Raw genomic sequence first — 20,409 nt, forward strand, 5'->3', positions numbered from 1 at the left:
TCAGCTCAAGCCCTGATTGCCCAAGTTTGCCTCGGTCTTAAGCGACGCTTTTTTCCAGCAAGGCGCTTACACTGGCTTTGGCATTTTCTATAATCTGGTCGCGCAATTCGGGTGTTTTTCCCAGACCTTCGGCGTACACAATGCGCAGATCGCTCACGCCCATAAAGCCAAACATGACGCGCAAGTAGCTTTCCTGATGTTCCATGGCTTGGCCTTGCTCCGATTCGGAGTAGATGCCGCCACGGCTCAGAACCAGGTAAACCGTTTTGTCGCCAGCCAGGCCTTCAGGGCCATTGGCGGTGTAGCGGAAAGTGCGACCTGCTTGTGCCAGGCGGTCCATCCAGGCTTTCAGCTGGCTGGGGATGGTGAAGTTGTAGAACGGGGCACCAATCACGACAACATCAGAAGCCAGAAATTGCTCCAAATATTGCTCGGTGATGGCGTTTTCAGCACGCTGACGCTCGGTCAGGGTTGCGGGGTCCAAGCCGAAACGCATACCCAGGGAATCAGCCGAAAAGTGAGGTGGCGGATTCAGGGCCAGATCGACATGCTCCACTTGAACTTGATCATTTTGCTGGCGCAGTTGATCAACCACGTATTGAGTAAGTTCACGGGAAACAGAGTTTGCGCCGGTGATGCTGGAGTCGATGTGTAGCAGTTTCATGATGTTTGGTGTCCAAAGCGATGAAGGAATGGTGCCATTATGTTGGAAGCCCTGTCCTTTGATAAGCCGGTTTTTCTGAGAAAGATTATTCTAATTTTGTTGGTAATCCTGGGAAACATCCCCGTATGTATGACTTAAATGACATGGTGCTGTTCACCGAAGTGGTGCAGCGAGGTGGGTTTAGTGCCGCTGCGCGCCATTTGGGAATGCCCCCTTCACGCTTGTCACGGCGTTTGAGCCGGCTGGAAGCCGAGGTGGGCGTGCGCTTGCTGCAACGCACGACGCGCAGCCTGTCCTTGACCCCAGCGGGTGAAGTGTTCTTGCGCCATTGCCAAGCCATGCGCGACGAGGCTGAAGCGGCCTATTCGGCGGTTGCCCAAGTGCAGCAAGAGCCGCGTGGGCTTTTGCGCATCAGTTGCCCGGTCACCCTGGCGCATACTGTCTTGTCCACGGTTTTTGCGCAGTTTTTGGTCCGTTATCCGCAGGTGGAGCTGGAAGTGGAGGTCAGCAATCGGGTCGTAGATCCGGTGGCGGACGGAATTGATGTGGCTTTGCGGGTGCGCAGTACCTTAAGTGATAGTGCCAGCTATATCGTCAAACGCTTGGGAGAAACGGGGTCTATCCTGGTTGCCCAGCCCGAGCTTTTGGCAGGCTTTGAGCCTGTGCGGGCTCCAGGTGATCTGGCCAAGCTGCCTACGGTAGCCATGTCAGCCCGGCAAGGGATAGGGGAGTGGGAGCTGTATGGGCCGGACGGCGCTAGCCTGACTGTTGTTCACCGACCCCGCTATATGGCCTCGGACTTGCTGACGTTGCGGCAGGGGGTAGAGCAGGGCATAGGCGTAGGGATTTTGCCCGACTACATGTGCTGTGACGCCTTGCGAGCCGGACGTTTGGTACAGGTTCTGCCGCAATGGGCGCCTTTGCCAGGGATTATTCATGCGGTGTTTGCGTCCCGCCGAGGCATGGCCCCGGCGGTCCGGCATTTTCTGGATTATCTGGGTGAGCAACTGCCGGTTCATCATCCCAGAATCTAAGCGCTCTTAGCGGGCTGCAGACAAGTGAGGGCAGGAGCTTTGCACGGGTAAGATGGCCCAGTTCAGATCAATCAGGGGGCTGCGTTCAGACGACCAGCGCTGCTCTGCCAAGCCCTTGATGGGCGCTTGCTGGTAGAGCTTGAGCAAATCAGCGGGGGGCGGCCCACGTGTCTTCAGGCTATAGACAATCAGGGCCCCGCATTCCAAATCTTCGGGCAGATGAAGCCAGGGGGAGGACGCGGGCTCGGCATCAATAAAAACCAGTACGTCCTGACCTGCATGAACCGCGATATTGCCGCCTAACCAGGTGTCGGCAACTATCACTCGCAAGGGAATGCCGGGCATATGTTCTTGCCAGATCGATTGCATTTGTGCCGATACTTCAGGGCCTGGAAAGGTGGAGCGGGCCTCCCGTCCTTTGTGCCAAGCCAAGGGGCCGCGCGCCAAGGCATATCCGCAGGCCAGCAGAATTTGCAGAACGATCACGATGATAGCGATACGACGCAGTTGAACTTTGTCGCGGCCATACATAAGCCATAAGGCAAAAAAGCCGTACAAGACAAAGAAGGTCGTGGCCCAGGAGGCAACCAAGCGGGTGCCCATGACGGCCGAAATCAAGACCGTGCTTACAAAGGGCGTCAGTCCCACCCACAGCAGAAATTGCTTGTCGGCGCGGGATAAGGCATCGGCGTAGCGCTGCGGGCTTTGCGGTGCAGCGTCCCCAGGCTGACGTCCCTTTTGATCGCGCCGATTCCAGATTGCCAGCGCCAGCACAGCCACAATCATGGGGCTCAAGCGGCCCAGTTGATCCAGGGTGAATGCCAACAGCTCTTTATAGGCTTGCCAGCGGGTGTGGGCTTCCAGAGAGCCATCCATGTAGCGGAAGGGGGCGAAATCATTCGCTACCAGCCAGTACAGGTGGGGGGAGAGCACTAGCACATAGGCAATCAGCGCTAATCCCAGCCCCACCCAGGTTTGTCGCTGGCGCCACATGCCACTGCGCAGAAAATATAAAAAGAAGGCGGTAAACAGAATAACCGCACTGTATTTGGTGACGGTAGACAGCGCAGCCACGGCGCCCAGCCAGAGCCAATCCGAGGCTTTGTGATGGCGGCTGGCGCGGTAGAAAAACCAGGTTGCCGCTGTAACCGACCAAAGTTGTGCCGTGTTGTGATTAAAAATGGTGCCGCGCAAGGAAAAGTAAATGCTGACCGAGCTGATCAGCAATACCATCAGGGCGCGCTCGGGATTGAGAAACTCGCACGCCAGTTTCCAGATGAACCACAGCCCCAGGACGGAAGCGGTCATGCCGGCAGCAAAGGTCAGCCAGATGGGGCGCCCGAACACACTGGTCAAGGCATACATGATCCAGGCCGGAAAGGGCGGATGCTTCAGATAACCGAGCTCAAAACTGGCGGACCAGACTAGCTCTTCCATGCCGTCCAGATCGGGGGCTTTGTGGCTCATTGCCATCAGAAGGCTCCACAAGAGGACCATAAAGAGCAGATAGAGCAGCACGTAGCGCTGGTAGGTTTTGGCTGGGGCAGATGCAGCAGATTGGACGGACATGCAAGTACTCGGCGAGCGCAAATAAGCAAGTGTACTGTGTGAGCGTTGAAAGTTGCGGATTGGACACAGGGGAAAATGTAGGCTACGATTCGCTTCGTCATTAGGGAGTAGCCGCTTCGGATTACCGAAGATCAGTGTCAACATACTTGACCTACACAGGGTCATGGCACTGATAGCAACTTAGCCTGGCAAGACTTTTGACCATGAACTTTCGCGTTTGGCCGGGAGAGTTCGTGGTCATTCGTCTCTTTTCCGGCCAGGAGTTGTTATGGAAGCGTTGTTTATCTCCACGGGTGTGGTTGCCTTGGCAGAAATCGGGGATAAAACCCAGTTGCTCGCCTTTATTCTTGCAGCCCGTTATAAACGCCCTTGGCCCATCATTCTCGCTATTTTCATAGCAACCTTAGTCAATCACGGTCTGGCCGGTGCCATTGGTGCCTGGGTTCCCGCTTTGCTGGACCCCGAAGTGCTGCGTTGGGTATTGGGTGTTTCTTTCCTGGCCATGGCCATCTGGATTCTGATTCCCGACAAGATCGATGATGCGGAAGCGACCCGTACCCGTTTTGGGGTATTCGGTACAACGCTCGTGACCTTTTTCCTGGCCGAGATGGGCGACAAGACCCAGATTGCCACGGTAGCCCTGGCAGCAAAATATCAAGAGTTCTGGTGGGTCGTCATTGGCACGACCCTGGGCATGATGCTGGCCAACGCACCTGCCGTCTTGTTTGGCGAGCGAATCGCTCGCCGTTTACCGACTCGACTGGTACACCGGATTGCTGCCTGTATCTTCGCTGTTTTGGGTGTTCTGGCGCTCTTGGGTGGGGCGGAACGCCTGGGTTTCTAAGCCGTTTCAGGTACTGGATGCCAATTGTCGTAGACGGCCCGAATGGGCTGGACGTCGACGAGCGGCATCCATATTGACAACAGGTGCCAGCGCCAAGGGGGCAGCAGGACGAATTCGTTGATGGGCTTGGCCATGATCACCGTGATTCAAGACACTGATGGCCTCTTGCAGCTCGGCACCATTCAGGTTCATTTCCTGGGCGGTTTCACTTAAGTCATGAACCAAGGCGGCATTGTCGGTGGTGATTTGATCCACCTGTTTCAACGCCTGGGTCAATTGCCCTAAACCAATGCTTTGCTCGCCTGTTGCGGCAGAAATTTCCCCCATCAGCCCGGCAACTTCAGACACCGAGGTCAGAATTTCCTGCATGGTTTGTCCAGCATGCTCCGCGTGCTTGGCGCCTTCGGCACTCAGGTCTTGAGTCTCGCCAACCAATTGTTTGATTTCATCAGCCGCTTGAGCGGCTTGCTGAGCCAGTGAACGCACGGCAGAAGCCACGACAGCAAACCCTTTGCCTGCCTCTCCTGCGCGCGCCGATTCAATCGATGCGTTGATGGACAAGATATTGGTTTGAAAGGCGATGTTATTGATCATCGACACAATATTGCCGATATGTTGCGAGCTCTCCAAAATTTTCTGCATGGAGGAGCTGACTTTTTGAACGGCTTCGTTGCCACGATCGGCAATCAAGGCGCTGCGACTGGCTAGTTCGTGACTGGCTTTGGCATTTTCAGCCGTTTGCAATACCGCCTGACCAAATGAGCTCATGCTGGCGGTTGTCTCTTGCATGGAAGCGGCTTGTTCCTGGGTTCGGGCTTCCAGCAAAGCACTATTGTCCGAGAGCTTGCGGGACACAATCTGTGTGTTGCCACAGCTGGCATCTACGTCTGTGCTGATACTGAGCAGGCTTTTTCGCATCAAATCCAGATTCTGGCCCAGCGTCTCCAACTGTTTGACGGCCGGCCCGCGGGTGTTGACTGTCAGGTTGCCTGCTGCGATTTGTTGGGCAATATGGGTGGCCGTTTTGAATGAACCCAGAACGCGGCGCATCAATACAGCCTGATAACCCAGAATCATCAAGGTTCCTATGCCCAGCGAACTGGCCAATAGCATCATGCTTTGCTGGGGCATCTCCGTATTCAGAATCATGGCGATAATCCCGCCCGTAATACCGAGATTCAAGATTCCTTTGCGTAAAAAGGCGGCCAATAAGGTGGGGCCAGCCAGAAAACCTAAAAAGGCAAAGGGGCGTCGCCAACTGCGAGCAGTAATTTGACCTGCCCGTATGGTTCGCGATTTATTGCGGCCTTCGCGCAGTTCCTGATAAAACTGCTCGGCCTCTTGAATATCCTGGGGCTTGGCGCGTACCCGGACCGATGCAAAGCCCGTTAATTCGCCTTGTTCAATGATGGGGCTGGCATGGGCTGATACCCAATAAAAGCCGCCGTCTTTACGGCGGTTTTTTACAATCCCTATCCACGATCGGCCCTGCTTTAAGGTATGCCATAAATCGGCAAACACCTCGGGCGGCATATCAGGGTGACGCACGATATTATGCGGCTCTCCGATCAGCTCTTCCCGGCTGAACCCGCTCACTTCAACGAAAGCGGGGTTGGCGTAAATGATGCGGCCGGACAAATCTGTTTTGGAGATCAGATATTGCTCGTCCAGCAACTCGGTTTCAATGCCGGTAATTGGCAGGTTCTTGCGCATAGCCTTTCCCTTTGTATTTTTGTATCAGCAAAAGACTCAAGATGAACGGATCGGTTTCTTGTTGTGAATTTTCGTGAATAGTATCATTTGATTCGTTTTTTATGTCTAAAAATAAAAAAATGATAATCAAATGAAAGTTCTTGTCACAAAAAGACTAAAAGTGATAAAACCGATCCGTGCTGATAAAGGGAGAGAGCGTGAGCTCAGGTAGGCAAGTGTTGGGCGTGGAAGGCTTCGCTGAGCAACTGCAAGAGAAGCGCGATGGGAATGGGCTTGGCCAAGGCGGTTGCATTGCTGGGCAGGCCGCCCCGAGCGTGGATATCGGCCGCGTTTAACGCAGAGATTACGTAGATCAGGGTATGTTCAGTTTCGGGTGCATCCGCCAGAGCTTTGAGCATGGCAAAGCCGTCCAGCTTGGGCAGGTTCAGATCCACGATCAACACATCAGGATAGAAGTTGCCTGCTGCAATCAGGCCTTTCAAGCCATCTTGTTCGCAACGCAGCTCGACAGGGAAGGGAAGATGCTCCATCGCCATACGGTAGATAGACAACAGATCAGGGTCGTCCTCGACCACCAGCACCCGCAGGCAAGGGTCACCACTGCACGCGGGTACGCTGGAGGGAGCTGGATTGTCCGGGCCCTGGGGGCTGTGTTGCCCAAGGCGCTCTTGCAAAATGGCTTGCACGGATTCGCGATCAATGCGGCGGTGCCCGCCCTGGGTTTTCCAGGCTTTCAGGGTTCCAGCTTCTACCCACAGTTGAACTGTGCGTACGGACACGCCCAGTAAGTCAGCAGCCTGCCGAGTGGAATAAACGGCGTCGTTCATGGAGTCAAAAAAATGAATGCAGACTGCATCGGGGACGAGATGGTTGGTTGCCCCGATACAGCAGTGCAGAGTGTAGAGACGGCATTATTAAGTACAGCAAAGCTAATAATGGAAAAGGGAAGTGGCCTGCTCATGCCAGTGGATCGGCGCAGTGTTGGACAAACATGTTTCTAATATCTCCGGTTTTCAGATGTTTATGCTTGTTCGGGGGACCACTTCAATCAGGCAAGCCTGTGAACCTGGGCTTGCCATGCTGATTTTACGCGTAACCCTTGCCCTGTCGTGTTACCGGGCCGGCCCTGTGTGGGCATCGGAACACACTTGTAAGCGCGGTGATACATGCTTTTGCGCCACGGTGTCTGGTCGTCGCGACCAAAAAAAAGGGTGTTAGCACCCTAGCATCTGTTTTTAGAGTTAGTCTTGATTCTAATCAGTCTTTATGAATTAGATAGGAATCTATTTTGTATAAAGAACCCTGTTTTATCAAAGAAATTTTATGCACCTTATGATACGGCCGTTTATAGTTTTAAGCAGCTTAGTGCGAAAATATGGAGTGAACCTTTTAAAACGTCTTAATACCTTTCCCGTAGTCTCACTTAATCGTAAAAATACGAATTAGTTAGGTGGTTAATCTTTTTTCTACCCATATTGATGCGCCGCAACAGGCACATCGCTACCCCCATTTAAACGCTTGTCAGCTGTGTTTTTTGGGGTCGCTTGTGGGTGAATGGTGATTCGACACTGCACCGAAGCAGGCTCAGCGCCCGCTTCAGGACGAAAAGAAGGGGATTGGCTTGTTGCTCACATTATTTGCGAGTTTTCTGATCGGACAGCGCTGGTTTACCAATACAGGTACGCCCAAATGGCCTTGGGCTTCTCATACTCAGGCACGTCGATTTGAGATCATGCTTAATGCATTACCCGATGCGGTAATTATGTTTGATGCCTGTGAGCGAGTAGATGGTTGTAATCGTGCCATGCGCAGGCTGCTTGGTGCTCAGGACATAAAAGCCTGCTCCGGGGATTTAATCAGCTTTTTGCAAAAGCTGGAAAAAGAAATACAGGCAGACCTAGCCTATTTGCTGCCCGGCATTAGCCAAGTTGTGCAGCGCATTAATCCATCATTTTTTTGTAGGCACCGTGCGGGCGAAGGCGCTCGCACGCGCGTGCTGGAATTTCATGTGTATGCGGCGCCCGCTCCGGACACCGCCACCCTGCTGATGATTAGGGATGTCAGCGCCAAAGCGCAGCAAGAGCGCGACCGTGCCGATTGCTTTGCCGTCGCCGCGCACGAGATCCGTTCCCCCTTGGCCGCCATCAGTGGCTATATCCAGTTACTCCAACTGGAGAACACGCCTTCTGCCTGGGCCAACAAGATCTATACCCAACTGCACGAAAAAGTCCGGGGCGTGGATGTACTGCTGGATGATCTGACCCGCTTGAATCGCATAGAGTACGAAGGGGCAAGTAATCAGGACTGGCGCACATCTGATCTGCGCGCGGTGTTGCGCCTGAGCTTGCGGGCGTTCAAAGAACAGCAGTACCGGATTTTGTTGGATTTACCGGCAGCCGGCTTGTACGCCAATGTGGATATTGTTCCGCTGCTCGTGGCTTTGCGTAATGCCTTGGAAAATGCTCTGAAGTATTCGGCAGCGGATACGCTGGTTACCTTGCGTCTGCGCAGCGCTCAGCCCGGCTGGGCCTGTATTGAAGTGCTGGATCAGGGCGTGGGGATTGATCCCCTCTATAAAGAGAGGGTGTTCGAAAAGTTCTTCCGAATACCGGGCCAGCAGGTCCAGGGCAGTGGGTTGGGGCTGGCTATTTTGAAGTCCATCATGCTGCACCATAACGGGCAGGTCTACTTTAAGGACAAGCCCGATGGTGGCGCCCATCTGGTCATGGAATTGAATCTGCTGCCTTCCGCATCGTATATACCTTAATCTTCTCTAAAATAGGGTTATTTTCATATATTTAAGTTTGATATAAGGTACAATTTGCGCTCTTTTCGTGGAGCGGGGTGATCGCCAGTCCAGGCGCACCTCGCTTCAAGTTTTTATGTTGCGGTCGTCTCGTTGGTAGGGAACGCAAAATCCGTTAAAGGAGCACACGATTATGCAAGGCTTGCACTTGACCGCAGACCTTTACCAATGTGCATGCAGCCCAGAGCTGCTGATCGATGCCCAGAAATTGGCTGATTTTTGCCGTCAGCAGACCATCGAGGCCGGGCTGACTATTGTTGGTGAAGAATGGCAGGCATTTCCCGAGTTTGAAGGGCAGCCCGGTGGTGTCACCGGTGTTCTGTTACTGGCCGAGTCTCATCTGGCTATTCACACTTGGCCAGAACGCAATGGCGTTACCTTGGATGTGTATGTCTGCAACTTCATGCAGGACAACTCCGGTAAAGCAACACGCTTGATCGATGGGATTGAACAAGCCTTCAAACCCGGCCAGGCCCAGCGCAACCGCCTCTGGCGTGGCGAGGCAGACGGCCCGGCCCATGCTGGCGAGATCTTGACCGAAAACCTGAACGAAGATGCGCTGTACGGTTTCCGCTTTACCGAGCGTTTGCTGGATCGTCAGACCGCATTTCAACGTCTGGAATTGCTGCGTTCGGATACCTTGGGCAAAACCTTGCGCCTGGACGGTTGCATGATGACCTCCGAGGCCGAGGAATTCTTCTATCACGAAGGTCTGATTCACCCGGCGGCCATGGCTCATCCTGATCCCCGTCGCGCCCTGATTGTGGGCGGTGGTGATGGCGGCGCGCTGGAAGAGTTGTTGAAATATCCCAGCCTGGAACAGGTATTCCTGGTTGAGCTGGATGGCGAAGTCATCGAGGTGTCCCGCGAGCACTTGCAGTCCATCAATAAAGGCGCGTTCGATAATCCGCGCGTGAAGATTCAGATTGAGGACGGTGCCAAGTTCCTGGCGAACACACAGGAACAGTTTGATCTGGTCTACCTGGATCTGACAGACCCTGAAACGCCAGCCGGCCCCTTGTACACCACTGCATTTTTTGAGTCCTGCAAGCGTGCTTTGGCGGCAGGTGGCGCCTTGGTTCTGCACCTGGGTTCTCCTTTCCACGAAAGTGAACAGGTCAAGAATTTGAGTGCTTCCCTAGCTGATGTCTTTGCTCAGGTTCATGGCTACGGTCTGCATATCCCGCTGTATGGCTCTTACTGGGGCCTGGCGATTGCATCGGATGATCTGAACCCGCGCGGCTGTTCGGCTGAACAAATCCAGGAGCGTCTGGACCAGCGTATGAGCAGCGAGAATCAGGAGTCCTTGCAGTTCTACAACGCAGACTTGCACGACGCCCTGTTTGCCTTGCCTACGTTCTACCGCCGCTTGATGCCGGTTTGCGAAGCACCGCTGGAATTGGCCTGCTAAGTCCAACGTCTTGATGGCGGCTGATGTGTGCGCCAGACAATGAAAAAAGCCCCTGATCTTCTTAAGACCAGGGGCTTTTTTACGCCTGTTTGATGACGGCAGGCTTATTCCTTGTCAGCACCGCGATAGCGTTGATAGGGCAGTACGTTCCAGGTACGGTTTTTCAGTTGATGGGCTGAAATCGAGGCTGGGATGTCGTCCAGCAGGCTGCGGGCCGATTCCAGTTCTCGGACGACTTCACTCTTGTCTTGATACATGAATTCGTCAGAGGCTTCGTCCGGGGCTTGTTGCTGCTTTTCTTCCAGGTCACTAATCAGGCGCTCTTGCTGGAAACGCAGGGCGGAGCGGGCATCTTCAATCCAGGAGGCCTGCATGCTGCGATTGTGGTCCACCACCGCACTGTATTCCGTATAGACGCCGTTGTAGATGTCCCCCGCATGGTGCCGAACGTCATGGCTGGCGATCTCCAGATCGCGCACCGTCAGCTGGGCAGGGTCCAGTGGCTCGGTTCGTTTCATGCCCCCCAGGCGGGTGTACTGGGTGTAGTAGGGGAACATGCTTTGGATCACTTTGCTGACTGGCTGTATGGCCTCGCCTTCTTCGCACAGGCCTTTGGGCTGTACGCCCTGTATGGCGGGCAGAATCGACTCGGGGCGGCAAATCTCCTTGGGCGGCATGATGCCGTGGCGCAGCATCTCGCGAATGCCGGTGCCGGAGATGGTCAGCTTGAAGCGCTCATCATGCGGGCAGGTTTCTGTTGTCGCGTGGCAGGCGCAGCGGGTGCAGTAAAACACCTCGTGGAACAGGCGCACATCAATGCCCATTTCTTTGGGGCTGAACTGATCAAAAATACTGTGGCTGGCGTACTTGTCGTAGTAGCTGCCAATACCGGCGTGGTCTCTGCCAATCAGCGCATGAGTACACCCGTAGTTCTTCATGATCAGGGCGTGCAAAATGGTTTCGCGTGGGCCAGCAAAAATATACGTCACCCGCAGGGGCGACAAGATAGCGCGCTCTTTGGGGTAGTAGGTATCGAGCACATTTCGGTAAGCCATCATGCGAAATTCATGGCGTACGTATTCGCGCTTGGCCATTTCTACCAAAGGCTGCAGGAACAGTCCATCAATCCCTTCCAGAGCATTGCGGTGGATGTATTCATGACCGCGGTGCAAGGGGTTGGCGCCGGTAATGAAGCCGGCCACTGACTTGAACTTTTTCTCTTCGTAGAACAAGGCCCAGGTGTCTTTGGGTTCACGGCGCAGCTTTTCAAAGGGACCCCAGTCCACGCGCTTGAGCAGGTGCAAAGTACCACCCAAGGAGACATCACCCATGCGGCGGTGAATGGAATCTACGCCGGGGTGGTTGCGGTCAGTGGTGCCAAAAAGCTGCTGAGCCCGCTGCTCTTTGTCGTAAGAGAAAATATCCTCGATGCTGAGAATGGCGACAGGCTCGTTTTGGCTATCGGTCAGTGCGACCTCTGAGCCAACCGAGAGTCCTTTGATAATGTCGCGGTTACGATCGCCAATGGGGGCGAAGCTCAAGGGCACAGGCCACACCACGCCATTACTCAAACGACCCTCTTTGAGCACGCTTTTGTAGTCGGCCTCGTTCATGAAGCCTTTGTTCGGGGAAAGAACACCCGTGGCAATCATCTCGATGGTGATCACAGCTTCCAGATCTACGCGGATGCTGGGCAGGGACCGGGCCCGTTCGATTTCGTCTTTGACCAAGTGTTCAGGAACCACCTGATTGACCAGGGTGCCACCGTGCGGCTGCTGTGGATACTTATCAAAGTTCAGAGTTTGATCGTTCATGCTTCCTCCTTTAGTGTGCCCCGCGTGACGATGAAAGATAGTTTTATTGTCGGGGCGTTTTTTGGCACTGCGGTGATAGATATCGTTTTGACGCCGGGCCGTCGGCCATGTGGTTCAAACGCTCTATTTCTTGTTGTTTTGCCTGACAAACAGCGATGTGTAGGCGCGCCGGGTGTCAGGGTTTAGCTAGGGACCTGCGCCATTGCCTTGCAGGCAATCCAAAGGCGCGGGCGTGTGGGCAAGCAGGCGCTGCGCCGCTGGCAAGAACAGGTCGGGGTGCTCTCTTTGCTGGAGCCTTGTCTCCTCTGTGCAGTTCATGCTGCTTGTCTTGTTTGCCCCCGTATAGATCCGCCGTGAAATTGATTTCGGGTATAGGGATTAAGCCTTAGACCAGATAGCTGTGATCCAGCGGGAACTACCTTAGTATTACTCACAATCGCGAGAAAAATCATCGCGTTATACCAAAGTAGGAGACAGTGCTGATGACGCCGGCTTGGGTCGTGTTGGCTTCTTTGATTTACGCCGCCATCTTGTTTGCCATTGCATGGTTTGGGGATCGTAATCCCTTATATACCCAACGTCCCTGGTTGCGCCCTATGGTGTACAGCCTGGCCTTGGCTGTGTACTGCTCCTCCTGGACCTTTTATGGGGCTGTGGGGTCTGCGGTGCGCTATGGGATAGGCTTTCTGCCCATTTATCTGGGGCCCTTGCTGATGCTGCTGTTTGGCTGGCGGATCATCGAACGGCTTGCCCTGGTTGCTCAATCGCAAAATACGGTTTCCATTGCCGACTTCATGGCCAGCCGCTATGGGCGCTCTCAGCGCTTGGCAGCCATGGTGGCCGGCGTAGCAGTGGTGGCTGCCGTCCCTTATCTGGCCCTGCAGTACAAGGCGGTTGCCTTGAGCCTGAGCGTATTGGCCGGCACTGAATTTCATTCCAGTGTGCTGGGCGACCCGGCCTTATACGTGGCGATCCTGATGGCCTTGTTTTCCATCTTGTTTGGAACGCGGCAGGTGGATGCGACGGAGCACAGGCCAGGTTTGATGCTGGCAGTGGCTTTTGAATCCGTGGTGAAGCTGGTGGCTCTGGTGGCAGTAGGCCTGTTTGCAGTCCGCTGGTTTGGCAAGTCGGATCTGAATATGGTTGGCGCTGTCAGTACCTTGTTCGAGAGCAGCCCCCCGGTGGGTTTTGTAGGACAGACTTTGCTGGCTTTTGCCGCCATTATTTGTTTGCCGCGCCAGTTCCATGTGGCCATTGTTGAATGCGGTGATGTGGTGGATATACGCCGGGCGCGCTGGATGTTCGGGACCTATCTTGTTGTGGTCAGCGTCATGGTATTGCCGATTGCTGCTGCTGGCGTCAGCTTGTTCGGAATGGGTTCGGACGGGGTGGCCCCAGACAGTTTTGTGCTGGCATTGCCGCTGTCACAAAATCAGGTTGGGCTGGCATTAATGGTCTACATCGGCGGTTTTTCTGCGGCGACCGGAATGGTCATAGTCACCAGCGTTGCCTTGTCGACCATGGTCAGTAATGACTTGGTGATGCCCTTGTTGTTGCGCAGGGGCTGGGCCCAGTATCAGCAAAGCACGGTGGCTTCTACTGTGCTTTGGATACGCCGGGTAGCCATCATGGTGCTGGCGGGTGTGGCGTATGGCTATTACATGCTCAGCGGCAGTGATACGACATTGGCTGCTTATGGGCTGATGGCCTTTGTGGCAGTTGCGCAGTTTGGTCCTGGACTGATCGGCGGGCTGTACTGGCGCGGTGCCAGCCGACAAGGGGTGGAAGTAGGCTTGCTGCTGGGCTTCGGTATCTGGGTCTACACCCTGCTGCTGCCAACCTTGACGGAAGTAGGGTGGTTGGCGGATGACTGGATTCATCATGGGCCCTTTGGTCTGTCCTGGCTGCGCCCGTATCAGCTCTTTGGTGTAGAGGGATGGGACCCGCTGACGCATGGTACCTTCTGGTCCCTGCTGTGCAATATCAGCGCATTTTTATGGGTGTCTTGGCGCAAGCGTCCTGGCTTGGGTGATCGCTTGCGTGCAGAGCCCTTTCTAAACCCTTATGCAGAGCGCCAGACCTTGGCTTCCAGGCATTCCTATGGGGATTTGGCGGTTCACGATTTGCTGCTGCTGGCCGAGCGTATTGTGGGCAAGAAAATGGCTGGGCGGGCGTTTGAGGCGCAGGCTAGGCAGCTTAAGCAGTCGATTGAACCGGGCTTGCGCGCCAACACGGCTTGGGTGCACTTTACCGAGTTGCTGCTGGCAGCGGCGGTGGGAGCGGCTTCGGCCCGTCTGGTGTTGACCAGCGCATTGCGAGGCTCGGGCATGGAAGTGGCCGCCATTATGGCGGTGCTGGATGAGGCTGGGCAAGAGCTGCGTTTCAACCGGGACATCCTACTGGCGACGCTGGAAAACATTGATCAGGGTGTCAGCGTGGTGGATGCGGATATGCGCCTGGTCGCCTGGAATCAGCGCTACCAGCAACTGTTCGATTATCCGCCCAGTATGTTGTACGTTGGCCGTTCGGTGGCAGACCTGATTCGCTTTAATGCTGAGCGAGGCAAAGTGGATGGAGTCGAGAGTATTGGTCTAGAGCAAGCCATAGCGCGGCGTGTTCAGTTCATGCGCGAAGGCTCATCGTATGTAGCCCAGCGCATGTTGAATGACAAGCAGGTGATCGAGCTGCGTGGACGCCCACTGCCTGGCGGCGGCTATGTCACCAGCTATAGCGATATCACGCACTATAAAAGCGTAGAACGCGAGCTGCGCGACATGAACGATAGCCTGGAGCAGCGCGTGGCGGCACGTACACAAGAGGCGGAAAAAGCGCAGGAATCCCGCACCCGTTTCTTGACTGCAGTCAGTCATGACGTGCTGCAGCCCATTAATGCAGCACGTCTGTTTGCTTCTGCGCTGCGTGACACGCGCGACAGCGCTGAAATGCCCAATCTGGCCGAGCGAGTGGATACTTCACTGCGTACAGCAGAGGAGTTGCTGGAGGGCTTGCTGGATATCTCCCGCCTGGATGCGGGGGCTTTGAAGCCGGAGCTGGGTGTAATTAATGTGCGGCAATTGCTGCAGCATCTGGCGGATCAATATGCGCCCATGGCGGCCCGACGCGGCATACAGCTGCGCATCCATGCCCGCCCGGCGCAGGTCTATAGCGATCATCGTCTCTTGCGCCGCGTGTTGCAGAACTTTCTGGCCAATGCCTTGCGCTACACCCAGGACGGGCGGATTATTCTTGCCGCGCGCATACGGGGCGATGAGTTGGCTTTTCAAGTCTGGGATTCCGGCCAGGGCATACCGCCCCATCACATCGAGCAAATCTATGCCGAGTTCCACCGCTATGAGCAGGCTTTTGACTGGGATGGCCGGGGTCTAGGTTTGGGACTGTCGATTTGTCAGCGCATTGCGGTGCTGCTGGGGCATACGCTGGATGTGCGCTCCGAGGTTGGGCACGGCAGCATGTTCTCCATCCGCGTGCCTTTGAGCCGCGCACCTATTGTTCATAACGAGCAAAGCGGCGAAGTCTCTCAGGTGCATGATGGGCAGGCGCTACGTGGCTTGCGGGTACTTTGCCTGGATAACGATCTTGATATCCTGGCCGGTATGGAGGTGCTGCTGAGCCGGTGGGGGGCAGAGATCATTACCGCCAATACGGTAGATATTGCATTGGAAAAGATAGCGATGAGCCCCGATGTACTGCTGGTGGACTACCATTTGCACGACCGTCTGGATGGTTTGCAGGCTTTGCAATTATTGCGGCAATACCTGCCCCACGCTCAAGGCGCTTTATTGACGGCGGATGGTAGCGACGAACTGAAAGCGGCAGCACGTCAATACGGCTATCTGGTTCTGACCAAACCCGTCAAACCCGCCTCATTGCGGGCTTTTCTGACAGCGCAGATTAAAAAGTATTAGTCTCGGTGGACTCGTCCTGGTTCAGGCCCAGCGAGTTGGCCATCAGGACGGCCTGGGTGCGGTTTGAGGCACCCAGCTTGCGCAAGATGGCCGTCATGTGGGCTTTGATGGTGGCCTCGGACACATTGAGTTCGTAGGCAATCTGCTTGTTCAGTTGCCCCGTGCTGACCATTTGCAGGACACGAAACTGTTGGGGGGTAAGCTCGCGCAATTTTGCAGCGGCCTCGCGCTCATCAACGCTGATGCCGGGGGCGGAGGAGCCCAATTCAGGCAACCAGGTGCCGCCATCCAGAACCACTTGCAGGGCCACGCCCAGTGTTTGGACATCAATGGACTTGGGGATAAATCCCATGGCACCATGATCCATGGCGCGGCGCATAAACCGGGCCTGCTCATGGGCGGTGACCAGAATAATGGGCAGGGAGGGATAGGTGGCGCGTAAATGGACTAAAGCACTGAATCCGATTGCTCCTGGAATATCCAGATCCAGCAGCAGCAAGTCGGCATCGGGGTGATCATCAACCAGCGGATAAAGCGTGGATATGCGATCAGCTTCGTAGATGGCCGCGGTGGGAAACAGGCTGGCTACGACGCCGCGTAAAGCTTCACGAAACAGAGGGTGATCATCAGCGATTAGCAATTCAGTCATGAGGGGATTATGCCATGTCCTGATTGTTGAAAAGGTTCGTACCCAAGGCTGGGTCTTGGAGTGAAAACAGGGCATCGAAATGCCCTGTTTCCTTATGCAGAATAACTACTTCAGTTGCTTAGTGAGAACTGGCCGTGGCAGCACCAATACCGGTCTGACTACGTACCGTCAAGGCGTCGAAAGCATCGCGTTCTTTGTCAGCGCGAGCACTCTTGTCCAAGGTCGAGAACAGCCAGATCGAGAAGAATGCCAGCGGGATGGACAGGATGCCTGGGTTCGGGAAAGGAGTGATGGGCTCGGCAAAACCGAATACATCCACCCAGACCGTGCTGCTCAGTACGACCCAGCCAGTTGCTGTCACCAGACCCAGGAAGCCACCGATGGTCGCGCCACGGGTAGTGCAACCGCGCCAGGCAATGGACAGCACCAGAACCGGGAAGTTGGCGCTGGCAGCGATGGCAAAGGCCAGGCCCACCATAAAGGCGACGTTCTGGTTTTCAAAGATGATGCCCAGCAAAATTGCCAAGACACCCAGAACGACCGTGGAAATGCGGGAAATACGCATCTGGTCTTTCTCAGTAGCACGGCCCTTGGCAATCACGTTGGCATACAAGTCATGCGAGATGGCAGCCGCACCGGCCAGAGCCAAACCCGCTACCACAGCCACGATGGTGGCGAAGGTAACCGCTGCTAAAAAGCCCAGCAACAGATTGCCACCAACCGCATTGGCCAAGTGCACCGCCACCATATTGGTGCCACCAATCAGGTTGGTCAGCATATTGAAGGAGCCGTCCGGACCTGTTTGGAAGTACTCCGGATGCTTGACCAACAGTGCAATTGCACCAAAACCAATAATGAAGGTCAGCAGGTAGAAGTAGCCAATGAAGCTGCTGGCGTAAATAACGGATTTACGGGCTTCTTTGGCATCGGCCACTGTGAAGAAGCGCATCAGAATATGCGGCAAACCAGCGGTACCGAAAGCCAGAGCAATACCCAGAGACAGCACGTTCAGCGGGTTGCTGCTGACGGCGGCGCCAGGTTCAAGAATGGCGTGTCCCGTGGGGTGAGTGGCAACTGCTTCGGCCAGCATCGCGTCTACATCCCAGAAGAACGCAGCCAGCACTAACAGAGTCATCAATGTGGCGCCTACCAGCATCAGGACGGCCTTGATGATTTGTACCCAGGTGGTGGCTGTCATGCCGCCGAAGGTCACGTAGATCATCATGAGCGAGCCCACGATCACCACGGCCACGTTGTAGTCCAGACCGAACAGCAAAACGATCAGCTTGCCTGCTCCGACCATTTGGGCGATCAGGTACAGCGCAATGATCAAGAGCGAAGCGCTGGCAGCCAGAATACGCATGGGGTTCTGGGCCAAGCGAAACGAGGTGACGTCCGCAAAGTTGTAGCGGCCCAGGTTACGCAGGCGCTCGGCAATCAGGAACATCACCACTGGCCAGCCAAACATAAAGCCAATGGCGTAGATCATGCCGTCAAAACCGCTGACGTACACCATGCCCGCAATCCCCAGGAACGACGCAGCCGACAGATAGTCCCCAGCGATGGCCAAGCCGTTTTGAAAACCGGTCAAACCGCCACCGGCGGTATAAAAGTCCGAGGTGGTTCGAGTGCGACGAGCCGCCCACCAGGTAATGCCCATGGTTCCTGCAATAAAGACCAGGAACATGACAATGGCAGAGGTGTTGGCTTGGCCAGCAGAGGCAGCCGCTGCGCTGCCGCTGGCCAAGGTAAACAGGCTGAGACCGAAAAGTGTTTTTTTCATGTCACGTCCCTCATGATTTGTGCGAGCAAGGGATCGTAGACCTTGTTGGAAATGTAGACGAAGGTGGAAACCAGCACGACAGCGCTGACCAGAACAATAGCGGCACTAAGCACACCGATTGTCATGGTCATGGAGCCTACTGAACGGCTGAAAAGTTCTGGGTCAAACGCCAGGGTCAAGATAAAGCCCGCGTAAATAACCACGGTCAAGCCGAAAAAAATCAGGCTCATGCGGTTGCGTTTTCTAAGTAGTTCTTGATAGGCGGGGTGGGCGGTCACTGCCGCTACGACAGTGTTGGCTGAGTTCATCGTTATGTCTCCTTATGGGTTGATGATTCTGAGCATCGACGCTCCATAAGCACTGGGTCGTGCAGATGGAGTTGGCGCTTGGGGGCGCTCTATGTACTGCATGTATAGAACGAATCCAGCGCGTGCCATAGGCGACTTTGGTCGTAGACGAAGGGGCGGAGGGGGAAGTGGTGGCTAGCAAAAGCGGGCAAGGCCAGCCGGCAGAGTCCAGCGTGGGTGCCGCTTTGCTATCAAATCGGGGATGTCTGCTGGTACGGATGCAAAGCGTCCGAGTGACGCTTGGGTTGACGCGGATTTAGTGAGAGATTCTTGAGGAAGTCTTACGGGAGACGGATTTCCCTTAGGCGGCGGGTGCCCTCAAAAGAGCTCGTCCGCCATCTCCAGCCGTTTTTCCTGAGTGTCTTGCTGGCTTAAGCCCCGTGCCTTCAGAATTTGGCTGAGCAGCAGATGCGACAGGCTGGCGACGGCTACCGGATTGTCTACTTGTTGATCCAGTCCTGCTTGGCAGGGCAGGGGCCAGCGGCTGCGGGGGCGCTCTTTGTAGTCTTGATCGCTAATATGAACAATGGCTGGGCAGCGCGCTTCCAGTCGCTGGATTAAGTCGGGCAGGTGGGCAGCACGCGGGAGCAGATCAAAAATAATAATGACGTCTTGATGGCTGATGTCAGCCAAATATTCGGAGACGCTTTGGCCAGGGCCAGGAATGAGCCGCACGCCAGGAATGAATTTAGACAAATGCCAGTAAAAGTGGCCGGCCAAAAAGTAATTGGCCTGCACACCCATGACCCAGACTTGGCGGGCGGTGCTGATGGCCTGACTGGCCTCTTGCAGCACTTGCGGGGAGAGGTGTCGGTAGGTATTGCCCAGTTTGCTGTAGCTGTCTTGAAGATGGGAGCTTAAAAGCGCATCACTGGGGAAGGAGAGCAGGTTTGCACTGCTGTTAGATTCTTCCGTCTTTTCTGATCGGATTTGCTTGCGGGCGGCTTCGTAGCTGGTGTAGCCCAAACGGCGGATCAAACGCGTGACGGTGGCATTAGAGATATGTGCCAACGCGGCCAGCTCCGAGGCGTTGTAGCCAGACAGATCACCCGAGAAATCCAATGTGAATTGGGCCAGGCGGCGCTCGGAGGCGGGCAGGTCCGTAATAATGGCGCGGACTCGATCAAGAAAAGAGATGTTGCTAAGGTCTTGCATAGTGCTTGGGCAGTGCCCTGTGTGCTTATCAGTTACAGCGGGGTGCGGCGGGTGTCGTTTCTGAGCGTGCTTTGAAGGCCTGAATCATAGCTGATTGTCTGGGGCGTTTAATCCGTTTAATTTCAAGGGCGTTTGAATGTAGTCGCTTGATTGAATGATGCAAATTCTGATGTGAATGAATTAGCTGATCGCCTTGAAATAATCCTTCACGGCCTGCAAGGCATCGTTGAACGATCCTTGAACAAATTGAGTGCTGATCGCAACCATCAAATTGGATGTCAGCCCAAAGTCTTCGATCAAAGCGCCATTGCGATCACGCCAGATTTGGCTGGCTGGGTCCAGAACAACCGGGCTGTAATGTTCGCGCACGGTGTCCAGAACCGTATCCGCTGTGCTGCGGTAAACAAAGACCGGCAGACCTTGGGATACGGCATAGCCAATTTCAAAGGCAGTGCCGGTATCGATTTCTGCACCCCGAAAGGGCGTGATATTGGCCAGCACTGCATCTGCCTGCTCGATCAGACGGATATTGTGATGATAGATAGCTGCAGCTTCGCTCTCGTCTTGGTCCACCGGGTGCAGGGGCTCAAAGCCAAAGTTACGCACGGCTTGTTTATGTTGTTTGGCCCGTTCACTGGCATCACTGAAAAAGACATCAGGACCTGCTAAATAAATGCGCTTCATCGAAGTTCCT

General features: G+C 54.9%; 15 protein-coding genes and 1 riboswitch. Of the genes, 5 read left to right on the top strand and 10 right to left on the bottom strand.

The window, feature by feature from the left end; all coding sequences use genetic code 11:
* Positions 1-37: 37 nt before the first annotated feature.
* Entirely contained in the window at positions 38-664 is a 627-nt protein-coding gene (locus tag AC1RSM_RS02265) for an FMN-dependent NADH-azoreductase (RefSeq protein WP_492929069.1), read from the bottom strand.
* Between the two features lie 125 nt (positions 665-789).
* Between AC1RSM_RS02265 and AC1RSM_RS02270 the strand changes: the two genes are divergently transcribed.
* Complete coding sequence (locus AC1RSM_RS02270; RefSeq protein WP_492929070.1) at positions 790-1,698, top strand: LysR family transcriptional regulator; 909 nt, start codon at positions 790-792, stop codon at positions 1,696-1,698.
* 6 nt (positions 1,699-1,704) lie between these two features.
* Here AC1RSM_RS02270 and AC1RSM_RS02275 read toward each other — a convergent pair whose 3' ends face one another.
* The gene (locus tag AC1RSM_RS02275) at positions 1,705-3,267 is read right to left on the bottom strand and encodes a glycosyltransferase family 39 protein (RefSeq protein WP_492929071.1); all 1,563 of its coding nucleotides are present in this window, start codon (positions 3,265-3,267) and stop codon (positions 1,705-1,707) included.
* A 90-nt stretch (positions 3,268-3,357) separates the two neighbouring features.
* Positions 3,358-3,535: riboswitch (yybP-ykoY riboswitch) on the top strand.
* On the opposite strand from AC1RSM_RS02275, the gene AC1RSM_RS02280 reads away from it, so the two are divergent.
* A complete protein-coding gene (locus AC1RSM_RS02280) occupies positions 3,536-4,111 on the top strand; it encodes a TMEM165/GDT1 family protein (protein WP_492929073.1) in 576 nt (191 codons plus the stop codon). It abuts the riboswitch before it with no gap.
* A 6-nt stretch (positions 4,112-4,117) separates the two neighbouring features.
* Here the strand turns inward: AC1RSM_RS02280 and AC1RSM_RS02285 are convergent, their stop codons facing one another.
* Both AC1RSM_RS02285 and AC1RSM_RS02290 read right to left on the bottom strand, forming a co-directional pair.
* Positions 4,118-5,824 carry a methyl-accepting chemotaxis protein gene (locus tag AC1RSM_RS02285; RefSeq protein WP_492929075.1) on the bottom strand — a complete coding sequence of 569 codons (1,707 nt, stop codon included), beginning with the start codon at positions 5,822-5,824 and terminating at the stop codon, positions 4,118-4,120.
* A gap of 203 nt (positions 5,825-6,027) precedes the next feature.
* Entirely contained in the window at positions 6,028-6,651 is a 624-nt protein-coding gene (locus AC1RSM_RS02290) for a helix-turn-helix domain-containing protein (RefSeq protein WP_492929078.1), read from the bottom strand.
* 794 nt (positions 6,652-7,445) lie between these two features.
* Here AC1RSM_RS02290 and AC1RSM_RS02295 point away from each other — a divergent pair.
* Together AC1RSM_RS02295 and speE are read left to right on the top strand one after the other, a co-directional pair.
* Positions 7,446-8,591 carry a sensor histidine kinase gene (locus AC1RSM_RS02295; RefSeq protein WP_492929079.1) on the top strand — a complete coding sequence of 382 codons (1,146 nt, stop codon included), beginning with the start codon at positions 7,446-7,448 and terminating at the stop codon, positions 8,589-8,591.
* 172 nt (positions 8,592-8,763) lie between these two features.
* Positions 8,764-10,041 carry a polyamine aminopropyltransferase gene (gene speE / locus AC1RSM_RS02300; protein WP_492929082.1) on the top strand — a complete coding sequence of 426 codons (1,278 nt, stop codon included), beginning with the start codon at positions 8,764-8,766 and terminating at the stop codon, positions 10,039-10,041.
* A 104-nt stretch (positions 10,042-10,145) separates the two neighbouring features.
* On the opposite strand, the gene AC1RSM_RS02305 is transcribed toward speE, so the two are convergent.
* Positions 10,146-11,855: a sulfate adenylyltransferase gene (locus AC1RSM_RS02305; protein WP_492929084.1), complete on the bottom strand. Its 1,710-nt coding sequence runs from the start codon at positions 11,853-11,855 to the stop codon at positions 10,146-10,148.
* 482 nt (positions 11,856-12,337) lie between these two features.
* Here AC1RSM_RS02305 and AC1RSM_RS02310 point away from each other — a divergent pair, with 482 nt between their 5' ends.
* Complete coding sequence (locus AC1RSM_RS02310; protein WP_492929086.1) at positions 12,338-15,781, top strand: hybrid sensor histidine kinase/response regulator; 3,444 nt, start codon at positions 12,338-12,340, stop codon at positions 15,779-15,781.
* Here AC1RSM_RS02310 and AC1RSM_RS02315 read toward each other — a convergent pair.
* From AC1RSM_RS02315 to AC1RSM_RS02335, 5 genes are all read right to left on the bottom strand, one after another.
* The gene (locus tag AC1RSM_RS02315) at positions 15,768-16,430 is read right to left on the bottom strand and encodes a LuxR C-terminal-related transcriptional regulator (RefSeq protein WP_492929089.1); all 663 of its coding nucleotides are present in this window, start codon (positions 16,428-16,430) and stop codon (positions 15,768-15,770) included. The genes AC1RSM_RS02310 and AC1RSM_RS02315 overlap by 14 nt on opposite strands.
* A 118-nt stretch (positions 16,431-16,548) precedes the next feature.
* Positions 16,549-18,213: a cation/acetate symporter ActP gene (actP, locus tag AC1RSM_RS02320; protein WP_492929091.1), complete on the bottom strand. Its 1,665-nt coding sequence runs from the start codon at positions 18,211-18,213 to the stop codon at positions 16,549-16,551.
* The gene (locus AC1RSM_RS02325; protein WP_492929093.1) at positions 18,210-18,521 is read right to left on the bottom strand and encodes a DUF485 domain-containing protein; all 312 of its coding nucleotides are present in this window, start codon (positions 18,519-18,521) and stop codon (positions 18,210-18,212) included. Before AC1RSM_RS02325 ends, actP begins: the two co-directional genes overlap by 4 nt.
* Positions 18,522-18,878: 357 nt before the next feature.
* A complete protein-coding gene (locus AC1RSM_RS02330; protein ID WP_492929095.1) occupies positions 18,879-19,715 on the bottom strand; it encodes a MurR/RpiR family transcriptional regulator in 837 nt (278 codons plus the stop codon).
* A gap of 180 nt (positions 19,716-19,895) precedes the next feature.
* Positions 19,896-20,399: a nucleoside 2-deoxyribosyltransferase gene (locus AC1RSM_RS02335; protein WP_492929096.1), complete on the bottom strand. Its 504-nt coding sequence runs from the start codon at positions 20,397-20,399 to the stop codon at positions 19,896-19,898.
* Positions 20,400-20,409: the final 10 nt, after the last annotated feature.

The organism is Alcaligenes sp. GW821-FHT11D07 (assembly GCF_058808495.1).